Below are 18,272 nucleotides of genomic sequence, written 5' to 3' on the forward strand. Positions count from 1 at the left end.
AATTTATCCCATTGCCGCGCCAATTGGGCATAGTTTTACGTTTTGTTTTGTAAAGAGGCTATTTTTACCCAGTATTGATGGCTATACGGCTAAACATCTGCCTATCTGAACACCCTTACATCTAAGCACCTAAACGTCTAAAAAACCATAACTATATTCCAAAAAGGAATATAAACGGGTTATTTGTTATTTTTAGTGCCTAAGTCGCTAGCGCTATTATCCAGCCGTAGATGGTTAACCGAACTCATTCGGTTAACTCAATTTTTACTGGAGTCAATAATGGCTATCCCACGCTCGGTGCTTGATCTTATCGGCCACACCCCCCTGTTGGAACTGACCCGCTTTGATACCGGCCCATGCCAATTATTTGTGAAATTGGAAAACCAAAACCCTGGGGGTTCGATTAAAGACCGTGTTGCACTCTCCATGATTGAACAGGCAGAAAGTGACGGTCTGCTGCAACCCGGCGGCACTATTATTGAAGCCACCGCAGGGAATACCGGCCTTGGCTTGGCGCTGGTTGCCGCACTAAAGGGCTATAAGCTGATACTGGTGGTGCCGGATAAAATGAGCCAAGAGAAGATTTTCCATCTGCGCGCATTAGGCGCGCAAGTGCTGCTAACCCGCTCTGATGTGGGTAAAGGCCATCCCGCTTATTATCAGGACTATGCTCTGCGGTTGGCGCAGGAGACCCCGGGTTCTTTCTATATTGATCAGTTCAATAATCCGGCCAACCCCGCAGCTCACCGTACCTCAACCGGCCCGGAACTGTGGCAGCAGATGGGCGAACAAATCGATGCCATCGTAGTGGGTGTGGGTTCCAGCGGCACGCTGAGCGGCCTGAGTCACTATTTCTCCGAAGTTTCACCGACAACTGAATTTGTGCTGGCTGATCCAGCGGGTTCCATTTTGGCGGATTTCGTTGATAGCGACCGCATTGGTGATGCCGGTAGTTGGCTGGTCGAAGGGATTGGCGAGGACTTTATTCCGCCGCTGAGTAACTTCTCCCAGGTGAAAAAATCCTATCGTATTGATGATGCTGAAGCATTCAGCACCGCGCGCACCCTGTTACGCGAAGAAGGTGTATTGGCTGGCTCCTCAACCGGCACCTTGCTGGCCGCCGCATTGCGCTATTGCCGTGAACAAACCACGGCTAAGCGAGTGGTGACCTTTGTCTGCGACAGCGGCAATAAATATCTGTCCAAAATGTTCAATGACTACTGGTTACTGGAGCAGGGGCTACTGAGCAAACCTCAACTGGGTGATTTACGTGATTACATCACTTATAGCCATGAGGATGGCGCGACTATTTCTGTCTCGCCAGAAGATACCTTAGCCGTCGCTCATGCCCGCATGCGCCTGTACGACATTTCCCAATTACCAGTATTAGACGGCGAAAAGGTGGTTGGATTAATCGACGAATGGGACTTGCTGAACGCGGTGCAAGCCGATGCTTCCCATTTCAAACACCCTGTCAGCAGCGCGATGACGCGTCAGGTCAAGACTTTACAGAAAGAGGCCGATTACCGCTCTTTACTGACGACCTTTAATGATGGCCATGTCGCGGTGGTGCTGGATGGAGAGCGATTCCTCGGCCTGATTACCCGTACCGATGTTTTGAATACCTGGCGTCAAAAGCTGGCTTAATCTTCTCTTATTAAGGATTTCTATCATGGCAAAGTTCGATACCTTAACCGTCCATGCCGGTTATACCCCAGACAGCACCGGTGCAGTGATGCCCGCAATTTATGCGACATCCACTTTCGCACAACCAGCCCCCGGCGAGCACACCGGGTATGAATATTCCCGCAGTGGTAACCCGACACGCACCGCACTGGAAAAAGCGATTGCAGAATTAGAAGGCGGCATTCGTGGTTATGCTTTTGCTTCTGGCTTAGCCGCCTGTTCGACCGTTCTGGAACTGCTGGATCAAGGTAGTCATATCATTGCTGTGGATGATTTATACGGCGGCACCTACCGTCTGCTGGAGAAAGTGCGCAGCCGCACTGCTGGTTTGCGAGTCACTTATGTCTCACCTGCGGATACCGCTGCCTTAGAACAGGCCATTTTACCTGACACCAAAATGATCTGGGTGGAGACGCCAACTAACCCATTGTTAAAATTGGCGGATCTGACAGCGATTGCGGCTATTGCCAAGAAACATCGATTGATTAGTGTGGCAGACAACACCTTTGCCTCTCCTTATATTCAGCGCCCACTGGATTTAGGATTTGATATTGTGGTGCATTCAGCCACCAAATACCTGAATGGTCACTCAGATGTCGTCGCGGGTGTCGCGGCGGTAGGCAATAACCCTGAATTGGCCGAACAATTAGGCTTTTTACATAATGCCGTCGGCGGGATTTTAGACCCGTTCAGTAGCTTCCTGACATTGCGCGGTTTACGAACTTTGGCTTTACGTATGGCGCGACATAATGATAGCGCCCAGCGCATTGCCGAATGGCTTGAACAGCAGCCGCAAGTGGAAAATGTGTATTACCCGGGGCTAAAAAGCCACCCGCAACACGCGCTGGCAGCCAAACAGATGGCCGGTTTTGGCGGCATGATTTCAGTGCGATTGAAAGGCGATGATGAGTTCGCCCGCGCTGTTATTAAGCGCTCACATTTGTTTACGCTGGCCGAAAGCCTCGGTGGGGTTGAAAGCTTAATCAGCCAGCCCTACAGCATGACTCATGCCTCAATCCCACTGGAAACGCGCTTAAAACATGGAATTACTCCACAACTATTGCGTTTATCCGTTGGAATTGAAGACACCGAAGACTTGATTGCAGACTTAGACCAAGCGCTGAACGGCTAAGGTTTAATCAGACAAATACGGTAGGAATGAATTATATTCCTACCGTATCAGACAGAGAAGATAAGAAAGTGGTTAAGCAAAGAGTAAGGAGTAAAAGTTAGCGCCGATGAGCTAATGACCTAACCCAGCGGTCACCCAAGCTTTGTACGCCTTGTACTAAAATAACTAATATGACTAATGTTGCGACCATCACTTCATTATTAAATCGCTGATAACCATAGCGAATAGCCAAGTCTCCTAACCCTCCGCCACCAATGACACCCGCCATGGATGAGAACCCCACCAGCATCACCACGGTTAAGGTAATTCCGGCTAATAAGGCCGGTAATGCTTCCGGTAATAACACTTTTTGAATCACATGCCGCGCCGAACCGCCCATCGAGAGAATGGCTTCAATCCGCCCTTTATCCACTTCATCCAGCGCCGCCTCGACCACTCGGGCAAAAAACGGAATAGCCCCTAAGGTGATAGGGACAATAGCGGCAGTGCTGCCCAGAGTGGTGCCGATAATCCAACGGGTAATGGGGATCAGCGCAATAAGCAATACCACAAAAGGCATTGAACGCCCCAGATTCACCATTGCCCCGATCAATGTATTCACGCGGGGAGCAGGTAGCACCCCATTCGGGCGTGAAACAAATAATAAGACGCCCAATGGCAGGCCAATCAATATCGTGAAAAAGGTGGCGATCACCACCATATAGATAGTTTCACCGGTCGCATTGGCGACCAATTCCAGCAGATCCTGCCAACTCATGCCACTGTTCATATCAGTTCTGCCCTCACACCGCGCTCATTTAGAAATTGTAAGACTTCAGCTAAATTCAACCCGCCGTCTGGGTGGCTGAAATCAACTTGTAAACGCCCGACCCGTTGACCACCAATCGATTCGACGCCGCCTCCGAGCAGAGTGACCCCGACCGCATGACGTTGCGCCAATTCACTGAGTACCGGCGAGGCCGAGACGGTATCAAAGAAAGTCAGCTCCGCCACCGGCGCGCCGGATAGTGATGCCGGGCCACGTGCAGGCAGCAGTGAGCGCCCCAGACGAGAGTGAGGTGAAGAGAGTAAATCGGCTATCGCACCGGTTTCAACCACCCGCCCACGTTCCAGTAAGGCAGCAGTATCACAGATAGATTTCACCACATCCAACTCATGGGTAATCAGCACAATGGTTAACCCCAGTTGGCGATTAATATCACTGAGCAGCGCCAATATCGAAGCGGTAGTTTCAGGATCCAACGCACTGGTGGCTTCATCAGATAACAGATAGGACGGCTTAGCCGCCAGCGCTCTGGCAATGCCGACCCGCTGCTTTTGCCCCCCGGATAGCTGCGAGGGAAAAGCATGGGCTTTATCGCCCAATCCGACTAAATCCAATAGATCTGCCACGCGAGTTTGGCGTTGTGCTTTCGGCATACCAATAATTTCCAATCCAACAGCAATGTTGTCCCATACGTTACGTGAATGGAGTAAGTGGAAATTCTGGAAGATCATGCCGATATTCTGCCGTTGCAGGCGTAATTCGCGATCAGAAAGTGTGGTTAACTCGCGGCCATCCACTTGAATACGGCCCGAAGTGGGCCGTTCCAGTAAATTCAAGCAGCGGATTAAGGTACTTTTACCCGCCCCGCTGCGGCCAATAATACCGAACACCGAGCCGGTCGGGATCTCCAGTGAGACCTCCTCCAGGGCCACCATCGGCAGCCCCCCTTGCGTGTAGGTTTTACTCAGGCGTTCGATGCTAATCATGATTTGATGCCTGCCACCGGGATAACAGAACCGGCATATTTTTCAGTGATAAACTTGGCCACTTCCGGTGACTGCAAGTCTTTCGCCAACTGTTTGATACGCGGGTCATTTTCCAGCGCAGGTGTGGTTACCAGAATATTGGCATAAGGGTTGCCAGCAGCCTTCTCCAGCCCCAATGCATCTTTGGCCGGGTTCAAACCCGCTTCCAGTGCATAGTTACCATTGATCACTGCCAAATCAACATCATCCAGAGAGCGAGGGATCTGCGGTGATTCAATTTCGAGAATTTTCAGATGTTTTGGATTGCTGGCAATATCCTTAGGTGTTGCCTGATTTTTCGCCGGATCGGTAAAGCCCGGTTTTAAGGTGATCAATCCTTGATCTTGTAATAAATAGAGCGCACGGCTGAGGTTAGTGACGTTATTCGGTACGGCAACAGTGCCCTTATCTGGCACATCAGCAAAGGTTTTATGTTTATGAGAATAGACACCCAAGGGTTCAATATGCACCGTGGCAGCAACGGCAAACTTCTGCCCCAGCGCTTGCTCTTGAGAATGCAGGTACGGAACATGCTGGAAGTAGTTAGCGTCCACATCGCCATGCGCTAACAGCTCATTCGAGTTAACGCCATTGGGGATTTCAATGACTTTCAGGTTCAACGACGGGTCTAGCTTTTGCACGAATTGCAGAATTTCTGCATGAGGAACCGGATCGGCCGCAACCCGTAAGGCTTCGGCAGCCTGGGCCGATAAAGTAAAAGTAGAGGTCAGTGCAGTCAATACTGCGGCGCGAACCAAGCCAGAAATGCGTGTTTTAGTCATCATTGTCTTTGTCATAATCATTATCCCAAAAATAAGTTTTTATAATTTAATATTAATAAGCTGTGCTAGCTTCTGCTGATGGTGTGACCACTTCTGGATAAAATTTTGCGGCAACATCCGGGTGAGAGCGCAACCGCCCTTTGAGATAATTAAGCCCCACATCACGGAACAGTGGATTATCGGGGTCGCTCGCCGGGCCACGGGCTTCAGCGGCCAGTTCTGCGGTTAATGGATACAACGGAACCACTGCATCCAGACGGGCACCGAGGAAAAAGGCAATCGATAAGCGGTCAGTCCCCGCCGGTGGGGTTTCGACCCGATGTACCGTGGCACGCAGATAACCATTACTGGCCAACTCCAGCAGTTCACCGATATTGACCACAAAGGTATCCGGCCGTGGCACGGCATCAATCCAGCGCCCCTCTTCCACTTCGACCTGCAAGCCGCGTTGCTGGTCTTGCAATAAAAAGCTGAGGAAACCTGAGTCTTTATGCGCGCCGACGCCCTGCCCGCTTTGAGTGGTTTCTCTCCCCGGATAGCGAATCAATTTGATATGTTCGTTGGGCTTATCGCCATACAACTCATCAAAGGCGTTTTCATCCAGATTCAATGACAAAGCAAAGGCGCGCAGTAAACGCAAAGCCATACCCGTCATTTCGCGCTGCCATTGCAATAAGGTCGGTTTTAATTCGGGCAGTGCTTCAGGCCACTGGTTTGGGCCTTGTAACCGCGCCCAACTCGGGGTGCCGGATGTTTGAGGTAATGGCGTACGCTCAGCACCGATATCAAACTGTTCACGCCAATCTGGCTGACCACGAGTGAGTTCTGAGGCCGCGCGATTGTAGCCACGAAAATGCGGTGAGCGCACCATAGCAACCGCCAGTTTCTCTTCATCAGGCAGAGCAAAGAATTCACGTGATAAGGTTTGGATTTGCTGTAATAACGCGGGGTCAATGCCATGTCCGGTCAGATAAAAGAATCCAATATCTCGCGCGGCATGGCGTAAAGCGTCTAAGAATGCCTGACGTTCAGTTTCACTGCCATTGAGCAATGAAAGATCCAATAAAGGTAATGTATCTGCATTAACTGGCGATTGACTGCTTAAGTGTTGGTGACTCATTTTTCACTCCAGGATGTTCAGTGGGCTGCTTTTTTTGCTCAGAACCAATGAAAACTGGACAACCATACAAACGAATAATCAGCATATTTAGCTCCTGAGCCGTGGGGTGAAAGTAGGCAGACGACAACACTCTCTATTTGGCTTGAGCGGCAAACCAAGATGGTTTTTAACCATAAGAAGCATTTTTAAGAGCGTTCTCGACCAGATACTTAACAATCTATATCTAAACGATATAAATAATTAACACCGAAATTCAGCGGCACACCAATATCAATCCGTTCTATGTTATTTCTTTCATTATTTTGTCTTATTTGGCCGCTACGCTGATTTGCTTTCCTATTTGGGTGGAAAGTATTAGGTTAGCTATTAATAGCCGCTACTTAGGTGGGTAATGATCAATGTCCAGCACCAGTACTGTTAAGTTTCACTTCAATCGCGTTGCCTACCTGGAGGTGGCTTAATGGATTTGGCCTTGTTTGATCTCGATGAAACGCTGATAAGTGATGACAGTTCTGGCTTGTGGCTACGCTGGCTGGTTGATCAAGGGCTTGCCCCTCAGGAACTGGCTGAGCAAGAGCAATATTTAATGAAGCAGTATTATCAAGGGAGCCTGTCGATGTCTTGTTATATGGAGTCGACCTTGTCACCCTTGGTGGGCAAACATACGGCTGAAGTGGGTGGTTGGGTTGAGCGTTTTATTGAGCGCGACATTTTACCTCGTGTGTATCCGCAAGCCAGAAAGCTCATGAACTGGCACCGTAATCGTGGTGATTGCATCGTCATTATTTCAGCCACCGGCGAACATTTAGTTACGCCGATTGCACAACAACTCTCGGCCAATGCGGCATTATCTATCGGGGTAGAGGTAGAAAATAGCCGCTATACCGGCAAGACTTATGGAACGCTGACTTACCGCGAAGGTAAAGTTGAGCGGCTAAAACAGTGGCTCACCGAGTCGCCCCAATTAGATTTCCAGCGCAGCTATGGTTACAGTGATTCCATCAATGACAAGCCATTATTGGAGTATGTTGATCGTGCTGCGGTGATCAATCCGGGTACTGAATTGGTGGACTTGGCGATTCTACATCACTGGGATATCCACCATTGGCAACGGCGTTAAACAAGATGGGAGTTTGATATGCTGACGGTTTGGGGTCGGAATAATTCGACCAATGTCAAAAAAGTGCTGTGGTGTCTGGAAGAGTTGGGAGTCAGTTATGAGCGCGTAGATGTTGGCGGGCAATATGGCAAATTGAACGATCCATTATATCGCTCACTCAACCCCAATGGTTTGATCCCTTGCCTGCAAGATGGCGATTTTATTCTGTGGGAATCTAACACTATTGTGCGCTATCTCGCGGCACAATATGGCGATAATGCACTTTATCTGCCTGAGGCAAAGCAGCGGGCGGCCGCTGAAAAATGGATGGATTGGGCGACATCCAGTGTAGTGGAACCGTTTAAAGCAGTGTTTATCGGGTTGGTACGTACTGCGCCGGAATTACAAGATAAGGCCAAAATTGCTCACGGCATTGATCAACTGAATGCATTAATGACGATTGCAGATGAAGCTCTCAGCAAACAAACTTATCTTTCTGGCGATAAATTCGGTATCGGCGATATTCCATTAGGCTGCCTGGCTTATGCCTGGTTCAATTTACCCATTGAGCGCCCAGAATTGCCGCACTTACAGCGATGGTACCAAAGCCTGACCCATAGAGCCGCCTTCCAGAAAGTCATTGATATTGGTTTAAGCTAATTAAATAGGGGTGAGAAAAACAGATCCCCCCTTGAGGTTAATGACAAAGTGCCCGCAGCGGTGAAAACAGGCAGATCGTAAAGACGCCGTAAACCCTTCCCTGGGGGCTCGAGCCGCGCCGTCCCTGGCGCGGACGCTTTACTCTTCTGCCTGCCTTCACCTTGTAAGATCTCGTCGTTGGGGTTGGTGAGAAAAATAGCTCACCCAAGGTTATGGGCAAAGCTATTTTATAGCACGGCGATTTGCGGGGCGGCTTCAAGTGCAAACCCCATCTCCAAAGCAATTGGAGTCGCAGGTAGGCAGCCAGCGAACGCATCCCGATGAGCTTACTCAAGTAAGTGATTCGGGTAAGTGAGCGCCGCTAACACCCCTGCGGCTTCAAGTGCGAAGGAGATTAGAAATCGTAGCTGGCGCCCACCATATAACGGCGACCATCCAGAACTTTATCGTTAACTTCGATATCCACTCGCTTATCCAGCACGTTATAGACACCGCCCATTAGACGGAACTCTTTCGTTAGCTGATAGTTAGCCCCTAAATCAACAAAAGTATAAGACGGGGTGGTTTTCCCCATACTGGTGCGATTAAGGTATTCTGAGGTTTTACCGCGGTAGTTAGCCCGAATCCAGGTTGCTAATTCCTCACTGGCTTGCCAGTTCAAGGTACCGTTCAGCATGTGTTTTGGCATCTGGTTTAATGGTTGTCCGGAGAACTGCCCACTCTTTTGCTCAGATTGAGTAAAAGTATAGTTAGAAGTCAGTGACCAATCTTTATTGATATCCCAGCCATAAGTCGCTTCTACACCGCGCGTCACAGCTTTATCCACGTTGGTACGGTCACTGATAAACTTATAGCTGTTGCCATTAATCATACACTGGCCGGATGCATTGCCGGTGGTATCAGTACAGCGGCGGACTTCAGTAATTTTATCTTTAAAATCAGTATTAAACAGTGTCACACCGGCATTCATACCCTCTTGGTTATCCCAGAGAATACCGATTTCCTGACTGATACTTCTTTCCGGTTTCAGGTTGGCATTGCCGACAATAATGGCCGGATCCCCTTTCCCTCCGGTGATTTGCCCCCAATTATCAGTTGCCTGGCGCAAATCAGGTGAACGATAACCGCCAGACACCCCACCCTTTAATGTCCATTGCTCAGCTAAATGCCAAACACCGTATAACCGTGGCGTCCAGTGCGTACCGTAGTTTTCATCCTGATCCATACGGATGCCGCCAGTCAGCGCGAAATCATTGGTCATCTGCCACTCATCTTCGGCAAACAGTGCCCAACTCCAGCGCGTCAATTTGGTCAGATCTTTGGCAGAGGCTAACTGATTACCCTCGTCATATAACTCTTCATAGCGATATTGGCCACCCAGAATTAACGTGTGGCTATCAAACAGGAAAGAAGTTTGGCTATTAAAGATATTATCGACACTTTTCATTTCACGCGATGGATTACGGGTTTCATCGCGCTGAACATAGCTGGTGGAATTGCCGAAATCATAATAACCGTGATGGGTAATCGCATAATTATTGCGGTCATATTGCACATCTCTGCTTTTACCGTTTAACGCCACTGAACGCCCTGCGGTTGTATTTCTATCTTGCACATAATGGCCAATATCAAAATCAAATTCGTTTTTATCATCCGGCGTGAGTGTAAATGTCGCCGCGCCGTTTCTGAGGCGCTGCTCATTATAACCATCGATAATTTTATCTTCGCTACGATGAGAAAGCAGACCGCTGACTTTTAATCCCAATAAGCCATCAATTAATGGGCCAGAGGCATAGGCGTTGGTTTGATAAATATCGCCAGAGTTGGAGTCTTCCTGCAAAGTCGCATCAGCACGCACGGTACCGTGCCACTCTTTGCCCACTTTACGGGTAATAACGTTAATTACCCCGCCCATCGCATCCGAACCATATAAAGATGACATTGGGCCACGCACCACTTCAATGCGCTCGATGGCCGCCAATGGGGGTAACCAACCCTGTTCGATTCCTGAGCCATCGCTATTTGGCCGCGTACCACGGGTATCAACCCGCTTACCATCCACCAGAATCAAGGTGTATTTCGCCGACATACCACGAATACTAATATCACTGTGACTTCCGCCGCCGGTAACAACCACACCCGGCACATCTTTCAGCGCATCGGTAATATCGGTATAGGCTTTATTCTCGATTTGTTCGCGGGTCACCACAGAAATAGACGCTGCCGAATCTTGAATTCGTTGCTGGAAGCCAGATGCCGTTACCACCATAGTATCTGTAGCAGTGGTTTCAGCAGCAGATGCCTGAGATGAGATAATTGTCGCTATTACCAATGCCGCAGCATTAGATTTCCTAAAGGCCTTAGCCATTACACGTTCTCCATGAGGTATTAATTTACTCAGAGCCTTTCCATCAGGTTCTTTTGCCTGTAGCGATACCGCCTGACGGGCAGGTGATAAATATTATTTTTATAAAAATTGGCAACAGCTCACCAAAGCAGAAATAGCGCTTCCAACGATTTCTGCTTAATACATAATTATTGTTTTATAAAACTTGTTACTGCATAAACATACCCAAAGTGTACGAAGGGTATTAAATTGTTGGTTCCGTGACTAATCTATCGATTAACACTTGTGGTGTCCCTTGTGAACAGCGCTCAATACGCCCTTTCACACCATAGACCTTGGCCAAACTTTGCGGCGTAATCACCTCTTCCGGCAAACCATCGGCAATTAAGGTGCCGTTTTGTAACATCAAAACATGGTCGCCATGACGCAAGGCTATATTGATGTCATGCACCACGACCGCCGTAATAATATTGCGTTTGCGGGTTTCCTTACGCACCAAATCCATCACATGGAACTGATAATTAAGATCCAGCGCACTGAGCGGCTCATCCAGTAATAACAGTGAGGGTTGGCGAATAAGTGACTGCGCCAAACCCACTAACTGCTTCTGACCGCCTGAGAGTTGATCCAGATAACTGAGTGCCAGATGGGCTATCCCCAGTTGTTCCAGTAAAACCATAACCTCAGCTTCACTACTGGCATTGCTGCGCCCGCCGGAGGCACGCTGTGCCACAATAATCGATTCCAACACATGGAGATGCACCCCGGCCGGTAATGATTGCGGCAAATACACCACTTTCTCGGCTCGCTGGGCAAACGGCATCTGCATCAGATCATTATTATCAAGCCATAACTGCCCTTGGGCGCGGTTCAAACCGGCCATTGAGCGTAACAATGTTGACTTCCCGCTGCCATTCGGCCCGAGCAATACGGTGATTTTGCCACGCGGCAGTAATGGCACCGTCAAATTTTGAATCACCGGGCGTTTCGGGTAACCCGCATTGAAATGTTCAATACGTAAGCCAGAAGTCATACATTCCCCCTATGGCGCAAAATAATGCTGAGGAAGAAGGGTACACCCACCAGCGAAGTGACGATCCCGACTGGAATGATGACACCAGGAATCAGGTTTTTCGACGCAATCGATGCCATGGACAGCACCAGCGCACCAATCAGGGCGCTGGCTGGCAGATAGAAACGGTGGTCTTCACCAAAAATCATGCGCGCAATATGGGGGGCCACTAGCCCGATAAAACCAATCGGGCCGACAAAAGCCACCGCCAGCGCCGATAACATACTGATACGCAGCAATGTCCCCAACCGCAAGCGGCGAACATCAATACCAAAACTGATGGCCCGGTCTTCACCTAAACGCAATGCCGTCAGCTTCCACGAGCTCATCATCGACAACGGCAGCATCAGGGCAAACACCGCCAGCATAATGCCCAGTTTGGCCCATGAAGCCCGTGCCAGGCTCCCCATCGTCCAGAACACTAAGCCTTGCAGCGTATCTTCGCTGGCAATGAACTGCATCATGGATACCAGCGCATTAAAGGTAAACACCAGCGCGATACCAAATAGCACCACACCGGAGGTCGCCACCCGCGTCCAGCGTGTAATACCGTCGAGCATTAATGCGGCAAACAGAGCAAAAATAAAAGCATTAACGGAAATAAACCACTGATCGGGCACCCCTGGAATACCAATTCCTGAGACAATCGCCAGTGCCGCACCAAAGGCCGCAGCAGAAGAGACGCCAAGGGTAAAGGGGCTGGCCAGTGGGTTATTGAGGATGGTTTGCATCTCCGCCCCCGCCAGTCCAAGTGACAAACCAATCACCACCGCCATCAAGGCGTAGGGTAAACGGATATCCCAAACGATAACCCGCGTTCCTGCATCTGCACTGGCCGGATCAATTAATGTCTGCCACAAGGATGACAAAGTCAGGCCTGATGGCCCCATCGTGAAATCCAGTAGCAAGCAGCCGAAGATGGCCAGCACCAGCACGCCCATGATGAGCAAGCGATGACGCACAATGTTCTTATAACGCCCCATAACATCGGCATCAATCTGGTGAGAGGTTTCTGTCATGGATTCAGTGGATAGGCTCATTTATTTCGGTTACCGACTTTCAATATGTCGCTAACAATAAAACAAACGATAATAATTATCAATAAGATTGCTATAGCTGATTTGATATAAATATCTGTAAATGATTATTTTATAATGTTATTTAATTAGCATGGTGTGTTTATCCATAACGTTAGCGAGGGAATGAAGCGAAGTTAGCGAAATTATTTGCTTAACTTTGTTCAAATGAACACCATTTTGGGGCAACAAAAAAGGGCGATACAATTATCGCCCTTGCATGTTCTACATCATTTTGTTAGTCAGCAATCAGTGCTGTTTTTTTAGCTTCTTGATCATCATGACTTTCATCACGCCATTTCGGGAATTCCATATCTTTGTACTTGATCACCTTGGTACCGCGGCTCAGTTTATAGCCGAACCAAATCACCAGGAATAATGGAATACCGATATAAGTGGCGGTCACGCCATACCAATCAATGCGATCTTGCAGGAATGCCTGATAGTTTTGACCCAAAGTAATGATCAAACACAGGACAAAGGCAAAGATTGGCCCCAGCGGGAAGAAACCAGACTGATACGGTAAATCGTTCAAATCGCGGCCCTGCATCATATAACCACGGCGGAAACGATAATGACTGATAGCAATACCCAACCAGGCGATAAAGCCTGTCATGCCTGAAGTATTCAGTAACCACAGATAGACAGTTTGATTACCAAACATCGAACTTAAGAAGCACAAGCCCGCGACTACAGTGGTGGCATACAGCGCATTACGGGGTACACCGCCGCGAGAAAGTTTGGCAAAAATACGCGGAGCCTTACCTTCTGAAGCCAAGGTAAATAGCATACGGGTAGAGGCGTACATGCCTGAGTTACCGGCTGACAATACCGCGGTCAGAATAACCGCATTCATCACCGCTGCCGCAGATAGCAGACCTGCATTCTGGAACACTAAGGTGAACGGGCTGACGCTAATATCTTTAACATCATTACGTAACAGACTTGGGTCGGTATACGGAATGATCAGGCTGATAATCAGGATAGCGAAGATATAGAACAGCAGAATACGCCAGAATACCTTGCGCACCGCACGAGGGATGTTTTTGCCTGGGTCTTTTGATTCACCAGCAGCAATACCAATCAGCTCAGTTCCCTGGAAGGAGAAACCGACAATCATCGCCACACCAATCATCGCCGAGAACCCTCCGGCAAACGGCGCATCACCGATTGTCCAGTTGTGCCACCCTGCACTCTCGCCGCCTTTCATGATGCCGCTAATCATCATCACACCAATAATGATGAAAATAATAACCGTGGTCACTTTAATTAGTGAGAACCAGTATTCCGCTTCACCAAAACCTTTCACTGATATGTAGTTGAGTAAAAACATCAGGGCGAGGAACAACGCACTCCAGATCCAGCCCGGCGCATCCGGGAACCAGTAATTCATCACCAATTGTGCCGCGACCAGGTCAACGGCGATAGTCACCGCCCAGTTGTACCAGTAGTTCCAGCCAAGGGCGAAGCCGAAGCCTTCCTCAACATATTTTGAGCCATAAGTCGAAAATGAACCGGATACCGGCATAAATGCCGCCAATTCACCGAGACTGGTCATCAAGAAGTAAACCATCAAGCCGATCAATGCATAGGAGAGCAATGCTCCTCCAGGGCCGGCCTGAGAAACTGTCGCGCCTGAGGCGACAAACAAACCGGTACCGATGGAGCCACCGATAGCAATCATGGCTAAATGCCGTGATTTAAGCTCACGGCGTAAACGCTGCGCACCCTGTTGCACTGGGATTTTAGTATTTTGCTGAGTCATTCTTACCCTAATTCACCCTTAAAAAATAAGGCGGGATTGTAACAAATCCCACCGTCTCGGATAGTAACAATGCGCTGATATAAGATACCTTCATGATCACAGCTCAATTATTAGCAAAAGCTCAATTGTCAGAATAAATCCCTATCAGTGGGGCATTCTTACCGCGATCCCCGTTTTCCTTGGTGTAAAACACTTAAAATCTTATGCTTCATGACATCAATACGCTTTGCCGAAAACCACCAATTCAGGGCTCTTCCTGACAATAACTGAGAAAGCGCTGCAAAGCGTTCGAGATATGCTTTTGCCGGTGATGAATCAGGTATAACGTCCTGATAAGTGGTGACAAAGGAATGTTAAGTTCAATCAGTTCACCGTTGGCAAGTTGGTCGGCAATCACCCGGCGTGACAAACAACTGATCCCCATGCCGTAGCGCACTGCCCGCTTGATGGCCTCAGAATTCCCAAGCTCCATCACCAGTTTAAAGTGTGGCAATTTTGCCAGTAATAAGTGGTCGAGCACTTCACGCGTACCTGAACCCCGCTCGCGTAAGATCCACGCGGCATCGGCAAGCTCTTCTAACGACAGCATTTTATGACATAACGGGTTATCCGGCGCGGCAAACACCACCAGCTCGTCACGCAACCAGGCTTGGGTCATCAGCTCTGGCATATGGCACGGCCCTTCAATCAGGCCAAGGTCGCCGCGAAAATCAGCAACAGCTTCAATCACATCCTGACTGTTACCAATATTCAGCTCCAGTGGGGTACCGGGGAAATCGCGTCGATATTTGGCAATCATGCCCGGCAACATATAATTGCCGATGGTGCTGCTGGCAGCAATGCGTAGTGCGCCTAAATCCTGTTGGAAAAGCTGTTCAATTTCAATTGCTTGCTCGAGAAGCGCGAGTGCTTTGGGGTAAAGCAATCGCCCATGTTCATTGGTGACTAAACGCTTACCGACCCTATCAAAAAGTTGTACTCCTAATTGCCCTTCCAAATCCGCCAATGCTGCGCTGACTGCCGATTGTGAAAGCGCGAGCACAACCGAAGCTTGGGTCGTCGAGCCGCTTTTTAGCACCTCAGTAAAGACTTCAAGTTGACGTAAGGTTATGTGCATAACGGTCTCTGTAGTAAAGAATGGAGGACGCTATCATCACTCTGTTCGTCAGTTGCTGGATGAGAAGAGCTAACGTTTACCCAAAGTAATTGGAGTTGCGACTGGCGAGTCCGATGTGTTGGCTCAGGTCAGTGCCCCGTATGAACAGCCCACGCAGCAACTTCAAGTAAGAAGGGTATATTAGTCACTAACGCAATTGCTGACGAAAGGATTATATAGCCTCAATTACCGTATAAGACTAACACCTTTGAGTAAAATCTGGAGGTTATCCGGGATGAATTTCAGCAGTAAGAATGCTATTTATTCTCATTTACTCGCAGGAACGGATGATAATAATTGTCGCGCTCCCGCCTATAACCACATTAAAAATCAACCAGATGACCAGTAGGCCGCTCAATGTCTTCGCGCCAACAAACCGTCGGCCTTTCCCAACACATTGAGCTTAGGTTTCTCGCCTTTCTTATCAGTTATATCGATAGATTATAAATATATAATCAATTTATCTATTATGTCCAAACCCGGTAAACTGTGCTCAATCTTTACAGGACATAGGAAAAAACATGGCGACTTCACATACAACTGAACTCTCCCGACCACCACTGCCAGCTTTGTTCCGCTATATTCCGGGCTTGGTATTGACTGGTGTGATTACTGGGTTAGCGCTCAAAGTGGGTGACATGCCGTGGTTTATCGACATGGGGCTGGGGGCGCTGACTCTGGCGATCCTATTCGGTATCGTGGTGGGCAACACTTTGTACCCTTGGGCACAACCGCTTTGCGCCGACGGGGTGGTACTGGCCAAACAGCACTTATTGCGGCTGGGGATTATTTTGTACGGGTTCCGCCTGACCTTCCAGCAAGTGGCTGATGTCGGGGCTACTGGGATGATTATTGACCTGTTAACGCTCAGTTCAACCTTTATATTGGCCTGCTGGCTGGGTAAGCGCGTATTTGGTCTGGATCAGCAAACCGTAATGTTAATTGGTGCCGGTAGCAGTATCTGTGGGGCAGCCGCCATTATGGCGACCGAACCGGTACTGAAAGCTGATGCCAGCAAAGTGGCAGTGGCCGTCGCCACAGTGGTGATTTTCGGGACACTGGCGATTTTTGTTTATCCTTGGCTATATCAGTTGAATCTGCATTACCACTGGCTGCCGTTTAATCAGGAAACTTTTGGTATCTTTGCCGGTTCTACTATTCATGAAGTGGCACAAGTCGTCGCAGCGGGTCATGCCATTGGCCCGGATGCTGAAAATGCCGCCGTCATTACCAAAATGATCCGCGTCATGATGCTCGCGCCCTTCTTGCTGTTACTGTCAGCTTATTTGGGCCGCAGCAACATGAAAACCAGTGGGCAAAAACGTGAAAAAAGTGCCATCACTATTCCGTGGTTTGCGGTGATATTTATTCTGATGGCCGGTTTTAACTCACTGAATTTGCTGCCCGCAGCTTGGGTTAGCCACTTGATTACACTGGACACCATTTTACTGGCAATGGCAATGGCAGCTCTGGGGTTAACCACCCATGTGGGTTCTATCCGCCAGGCTGGGGTCAAACCGCTGTTATTGGCTTTGATGCTATTTGCCTGGTTGCTGATCGGCGGTACTGGTATCAACTTATTGGTGCAGCATATTGCGGCGTAAAGTCGATATCTAACCTGGCTAATTATTACTTAAGGGTCGCCACTGCGGCCCTTTTCTTTCCCCGCAGTTTATCCCATTCAATCATGTCGCTATCAATGCCATAATGCAGCGGTTATCAAAGGAGAATGGAATGAAATTTGTCGGTGCACATGTCAGCGCAGCAGGTGGAGTCGATCAGGCTGTGATTCGGGCGCACGAACTTGAGGCCACTGCCTTTGCTCTGTTTACCAAGAATCAACGTCAATGGCGCGCCGCCCCACTGGCGGAAGATGTGATTGAAAAGTTTAAGCAAGCTTGTGAGCAATACGGTTATACCTCGGCCCAAATTCTGCCTCACGACAGCTATTTGATTAACCTCGGTCATCCGGTTACCGAGGCGCTGGAGAAGTCCCGTGAAGCCTTTATTGATGAAATGCTGCGCTGCCAGCAACTGGGGCTGTCATTACTGAACTTCCACCCCGGCAGTCATTTACTGCAAATCGATGAAGGTAAGTGTCTGGCGCGCATTGCCGAATCCATTAATATCGCGTTGGATGCGACTGAGGGTGTGACTGCCGTGATTGAAAACACCGCCGGTCAGGGCAGCAACCTCGGTTTTAAGTTTGAACATCTGGCCGCTATCATTGATGGGGTGGAAGATAAGAGCCGCGTGGGTGTTTGTATTGATACCTGCCATGCTTTCGCCGCCGGCTATGATTTGCGAACTGAAGCTGATTGCCAACACACATTCGGTGCGCTGGGGGATATTGTCGGTTTCGAGTATTTACGCGGTATGCATCTTAATGATGCCAAAAGTGAATTTAACAGCCGTGTCGACCGCCACCACAGCTTGGGTGAGGGCAATATCGGCAAAACGGTGTTCAGTTATATTATGCACGATCCGCGCTTTGATAATATTCCGCTGATTCTGGAAACAGTGAACCCAGATATCTGGGCCGAAGAGATAGCCTGGCTGAAATCGCAGGCGGAAATTTAAGCAAAT

Annotated in this window: 15 protein-coding genes; 6 read left to right on the forward strand and 9 right to left on the reverse strand. The window is 48.9% G+C overall.

Annotation, left to right across the window (positions count from 1 at the left end; translation table 11 throughout):
• The first annotated feature begins 279 nt into the window (after window positions 1–279).
• Both FGL26_RS07945 and FGL26_RS07950 read left to right on the forward strand, forming a co-directional pair.
• Window positions 280–1,647, forward strand: a complete 1,368-nt coding sequence (locus FGL26_RS07945) for a pyridoxal-phosphate dependent enzyme (protein WP_005171314.1) — start codon at window positions 280–282, stop codon at window positions 1,645–1,647.
• Between the two features lie 25 nt (window positions 1,648–1,672).
• Window positions 1,673–2,818, forward strand: a complete 1,146-nt coding sequence (locus FGL26_RS07950) for a trans-sulfuration enzyme family protein (protein WP_005171316.1) — start codon at window positions 1,673–1,675, stop codon at window positions 2,816–2,818.
• Between the two features lie 97 nt (window positions 2,819–2,915).
• Here the strand turns inward: FGL26_RS07950 and FGL26_RS07955 are convergent, their stop codons facing one another.
• Genes FGL26_RS07955 through FGL26_RS07970 form a run of 4 tightly spaced genes read right to left on the reverse strand, consistent with a single transcriptional unit; the run spans window position 2,916 to window position 6,511 of the window.
• Complete coding sequence (locus FGL26_RS07955) at window positions 2,916–3,587, reverse strand: methionine ABC transporter permease (protein WP_005171317.1); 672 nt, start codon at window positions 3,585–3,587, stop codon at window positions 2,916–2,918.
• Window positions 3,584–4,570, reverse strand: coding sequence for a methionine ABC transporter ATP-binding protein (locus FGL26_RS07960; protein ID WP_005171320.1), 987 nt, complete (start codon window positions 4,568–4,570; stop codon window positions 3,584–3,586). Before FGL26_RS07960 ends, FGL26_RS07955 begins: the two co-directional genes overlap by 4 nt.
• A complete protein-coding gene (locus tag FGL26_RS07965) occupies window positions 4,567–5,391 on the reverse strand; it encodes a MetQ/NlpA family ABC transporter substrate-binding protein (protein WP_005171322.1) in 825 nt (274 codons plus the stop codon). Before FGL26_RS07965 ends, FGL26_RS07960 begins: the two co-directional genes overlap by 4 nt.
• Window positions 5,392–5,443: 52 nt before the next feature.
• Window positions 5,444–6,511, reverse strand: coding sequence for an isopenicillin N synthase family dioxygenase (locus tag FGL26_RS07970; protein WP_005171324.1), 1,068 nt, complete (start codon window positions 6,509–6,511; stop codon window positions 5,444–5,446).
• Between the two features lie 460 nt (window positions 6,512–6,971).
• Between FGL26_RS07970 and FGL26_RS07975 the strand changes: the two genes are divergently transcribed.
• Both FGL26_RS07975 and FGL26_RS07980 read left to right on the forward strand, forming a co-directional pair.
• Entirely contained in the window at window positions 6,972–7,631 is a 660-nt protein-coding gene (locus FGL26_RS07975) for an HAD family hydrolase (RefSeq protein WP_005171326.1), read from the forward strand.
• An 18-nt stretch (window positions 7,632–7,649) separates the two neighbouring features.
• Window positions 7,650–8,270 (forward strand): glutathione S-transferase family protein, encoded by a 621-nt coding sequence (locus FGL26_RS07980; RefSeq protein ID WP_005171328.1) that lies wholly within the window; start codon window positions 7,650–7,652, stop codon window positions 8,268–8,270.
• Window positions 8,271–8,664: 394 nt separating this feature from the next.
• On the opposite strand, the gene yuiR is transcribed toward FGL26_RS07980, so the two are convergent.
• The 5 genes from yuiR to yieE form a co-directional block, all read right to left on the reverse strand.
• Window positions 8,665–10,638 carry a colicin FY TonB-dependent receptor YuiR gene (gene yuiR, locus FGL26_RS07985; RefSeq protein WP_005171330.1) on the reverse strand — a complete coding sequence of 658 codons (1,974 nt, stop codon included), beginning with the start codon at window positions 10,636–10,638 and terminating at the stop codon, window positions 8,665–8,667.
• 223 nt (window positions 10,639–10,861) lie between these two features.
• Window positions 10,862–11,650, reverse strand: coding sequence for an ABC transporter ATP-binding protein (locus tag FGL26_RS07990; RefSeq protein WP_138060227.1), 789 nt, complete (start codon window positions 11,648–11,650; stop codon window positions 10,862–10,864).
• The gene (locus tag FGL26_RS07995) at window positions 11,647–12,729 is read right to left on the reverse strand and encodes a FecCD family ABC transporter permease (protein ID WP_005171333.1); all 1,083 of its coding nucleotides are present in this window, start codon (window positions 12,727–12,729) and stop codon (window positions 11,647–11,649) included. The genes FGL26_RS07990 and FGL26_RS07995 overlap by 4 nt, the downstream gene beginning before the upstream one ends.
• Window positions 12,730–13,003: 274 nt before the next feature.
• Window positions 13,004–14,530 (reverse strand): amino acid permease, encoded by a 1,527-nt coding sequence (locus FGL26_RS08000; protein ID WP_005161755.1) that lies wholly within the window; start codon window positions 14,528–14,530, stop codon window positions 13,004–13,006.
• Window positions 14,531–14,774: 244 nt separating this feature from the next.
• Window positions 14,775–15,647: a DNA-binding transcriptional regulator YeiE gene (gene yieE, locus FGL26_RS08005; protein ID WP_005171339.1), complete on the reverse strand. Its 873-nt coding sequence runs from the start codon at window positions 15,645–15,647 to the stop codon at window positions 14,775–14,777.
• Window positions 15,648–16,207: 560 nt separating this feature from the next.
• Between yieE and FGL26_RS08010 the strand changes: the two genes are divergently transcribed.
• Together FGL26_RS08010 and nfo are read left to right on the forward strand one after the other, a co-directional pair.
• On the forward strand, window positions 16,208–17,290 hold the full coding sequence (locus FGL26_RS08010) for a YeiH family protein (RefSeq protein ID WP_005171341.1): 1,083 nt from the start codon (window positions 16,208–16,210) through the stop codon (window positions 17,288–17,290).
• Between the two features lie 130 nt (window positions 17,291–17,420).
• A complete protein-coding gene (gene nfo / locus FGL26_RS08015; RefSeq protein ID WP_005171345.1) occupies window positions 17,421–18,266 on the forward strand; it encodes a deoxyribonuclease IV in 846 nt (281 codons plus the stop codon).
• Window positions 18,267–18,272: the final 6 nt, after the last annotated feature.

This window comes from Yersinia enterocolitica subsp. enterocolitica (assembly GCF_901472495.1).
GTDB classification, from domain to species: Bacteria; Pseudomonadota; Gammaproteobacteria; order Enterobacterales; family Enterobacteriaceae; genus Yersinia; species Yersinia enterocolitica.

What these genes read in the sequence shown, in the direction of transcription:
- FGL26_RS07960 (WP_005171320.1), bottom strand. Translation starts at nt 4,570, where the DNA reads ATGATTAGCATCGAACGCCTGAGTAAAACCTACACGCAAGGGGGGCTG.
- FGL26_RS08010 (WP_005171341.1), top strand. Translation starts at nt 16,208, where the DNA reads ATGGCGACTTCACATACAACTGAACTCTCCCGACCACCACTGCCAGCT.
- FGL26_RS07950 (WP_005171316.1), top strand. Translation starts at nt 1,673, where the DNA reads ATGGCAAAGTTCGATACCTTAACCGTCCATGCCGGTTATACCCCAGAC.
- FGL26_RS08000 (WP_005161755.1), bottom strand. Translation starts at nt 14,530, where the DNA reads ATGACTCAGCAAAATACTAAAATCCCAGTGCAACAGGGTGCGCAGCGT.
- FGL26_RS07975 (WP_005171326.1), top strand. Translation starts at nt 6,972, where the DNA reads ATGGATTTGGCCTTGTTTGATCTCGATGAAACGCTGATAAGTGATGAC.
- FGL26_RS07970 (WP_005171324.1), bottom strand. Translation starts at nt 6,511, where the DNA reads ATGAGTCACCAACACTTAAGCAGTCAATCGCCAGTTAATGCAGATACA.
- FGL26_RS07965 (WP_005171322.1), bottom strand. Translation starts at nt 5,391, where the DNA reads ATGACTAAAACACGCATTTCTGGCTTGGTTCGCGCCGCAGTATTGACT.
- nfo (WP_005171345.1), top strand. Translation starts at nt 17,421, where the DNA reads ATGAAATTTGTCGGTGCACATGTCAGCGCAGCAGGTGGAGTCGATCAG.
- yieE (WP_005171339.1), bottom strand. Translation starts at nt 15,647, where the DNA reads ATGCACATAACCTTACGTCAACTTGAAGTCTTTACTGAGGTGCTAAAA.
- FGL26_RS07990 (WP_138060227.1), bottom strand. Translation starts at nt 11,650, where the DNA reads ATGACTTCTGGCTTACGTATTGAACATTTCAATGCGGGTTACCCGAAA.
- FGL26_RS07945 (WP_005171314.1), top strand. Translation starts at nt 280, where the DNA reads ATGGCTATCCCACGCTCGGTGCTTGATCTTATCGGCCACACCCCCCTG.
- FGL26_RS07995 (WP_005171333.1), bottom strand. Translation starts at nt 12,729, where the DNA reads ATGAGCCTATCCACTGAATCCATGACAGAAACCTCTCACCAGATTGAT.
- FGL26_RS07955 (WP_005171317.1), bottom strand. Translation starts at nt 3,587, where the DNA reads ATGAACAGTGGCATGAGTTGGCAGGATCTGCTGGAATTGGTCGCCAAT.
- yuiR (WP_005171330.1), bottom strand. Translation starts at nt 10,638, where the DNA reads ATGGCTAAGGCCTTTAGGAAATCTAATGCTGCGGCATTGGTAATAGCG.
- FGL26_RS07980 (WP_005171328.1), top strand. Translation starts at nt 7,650, where the DNA reads ATGCTGACGGTTTGGGGTCGGAATAATTCGACCAATGTCAAAAAAGTG.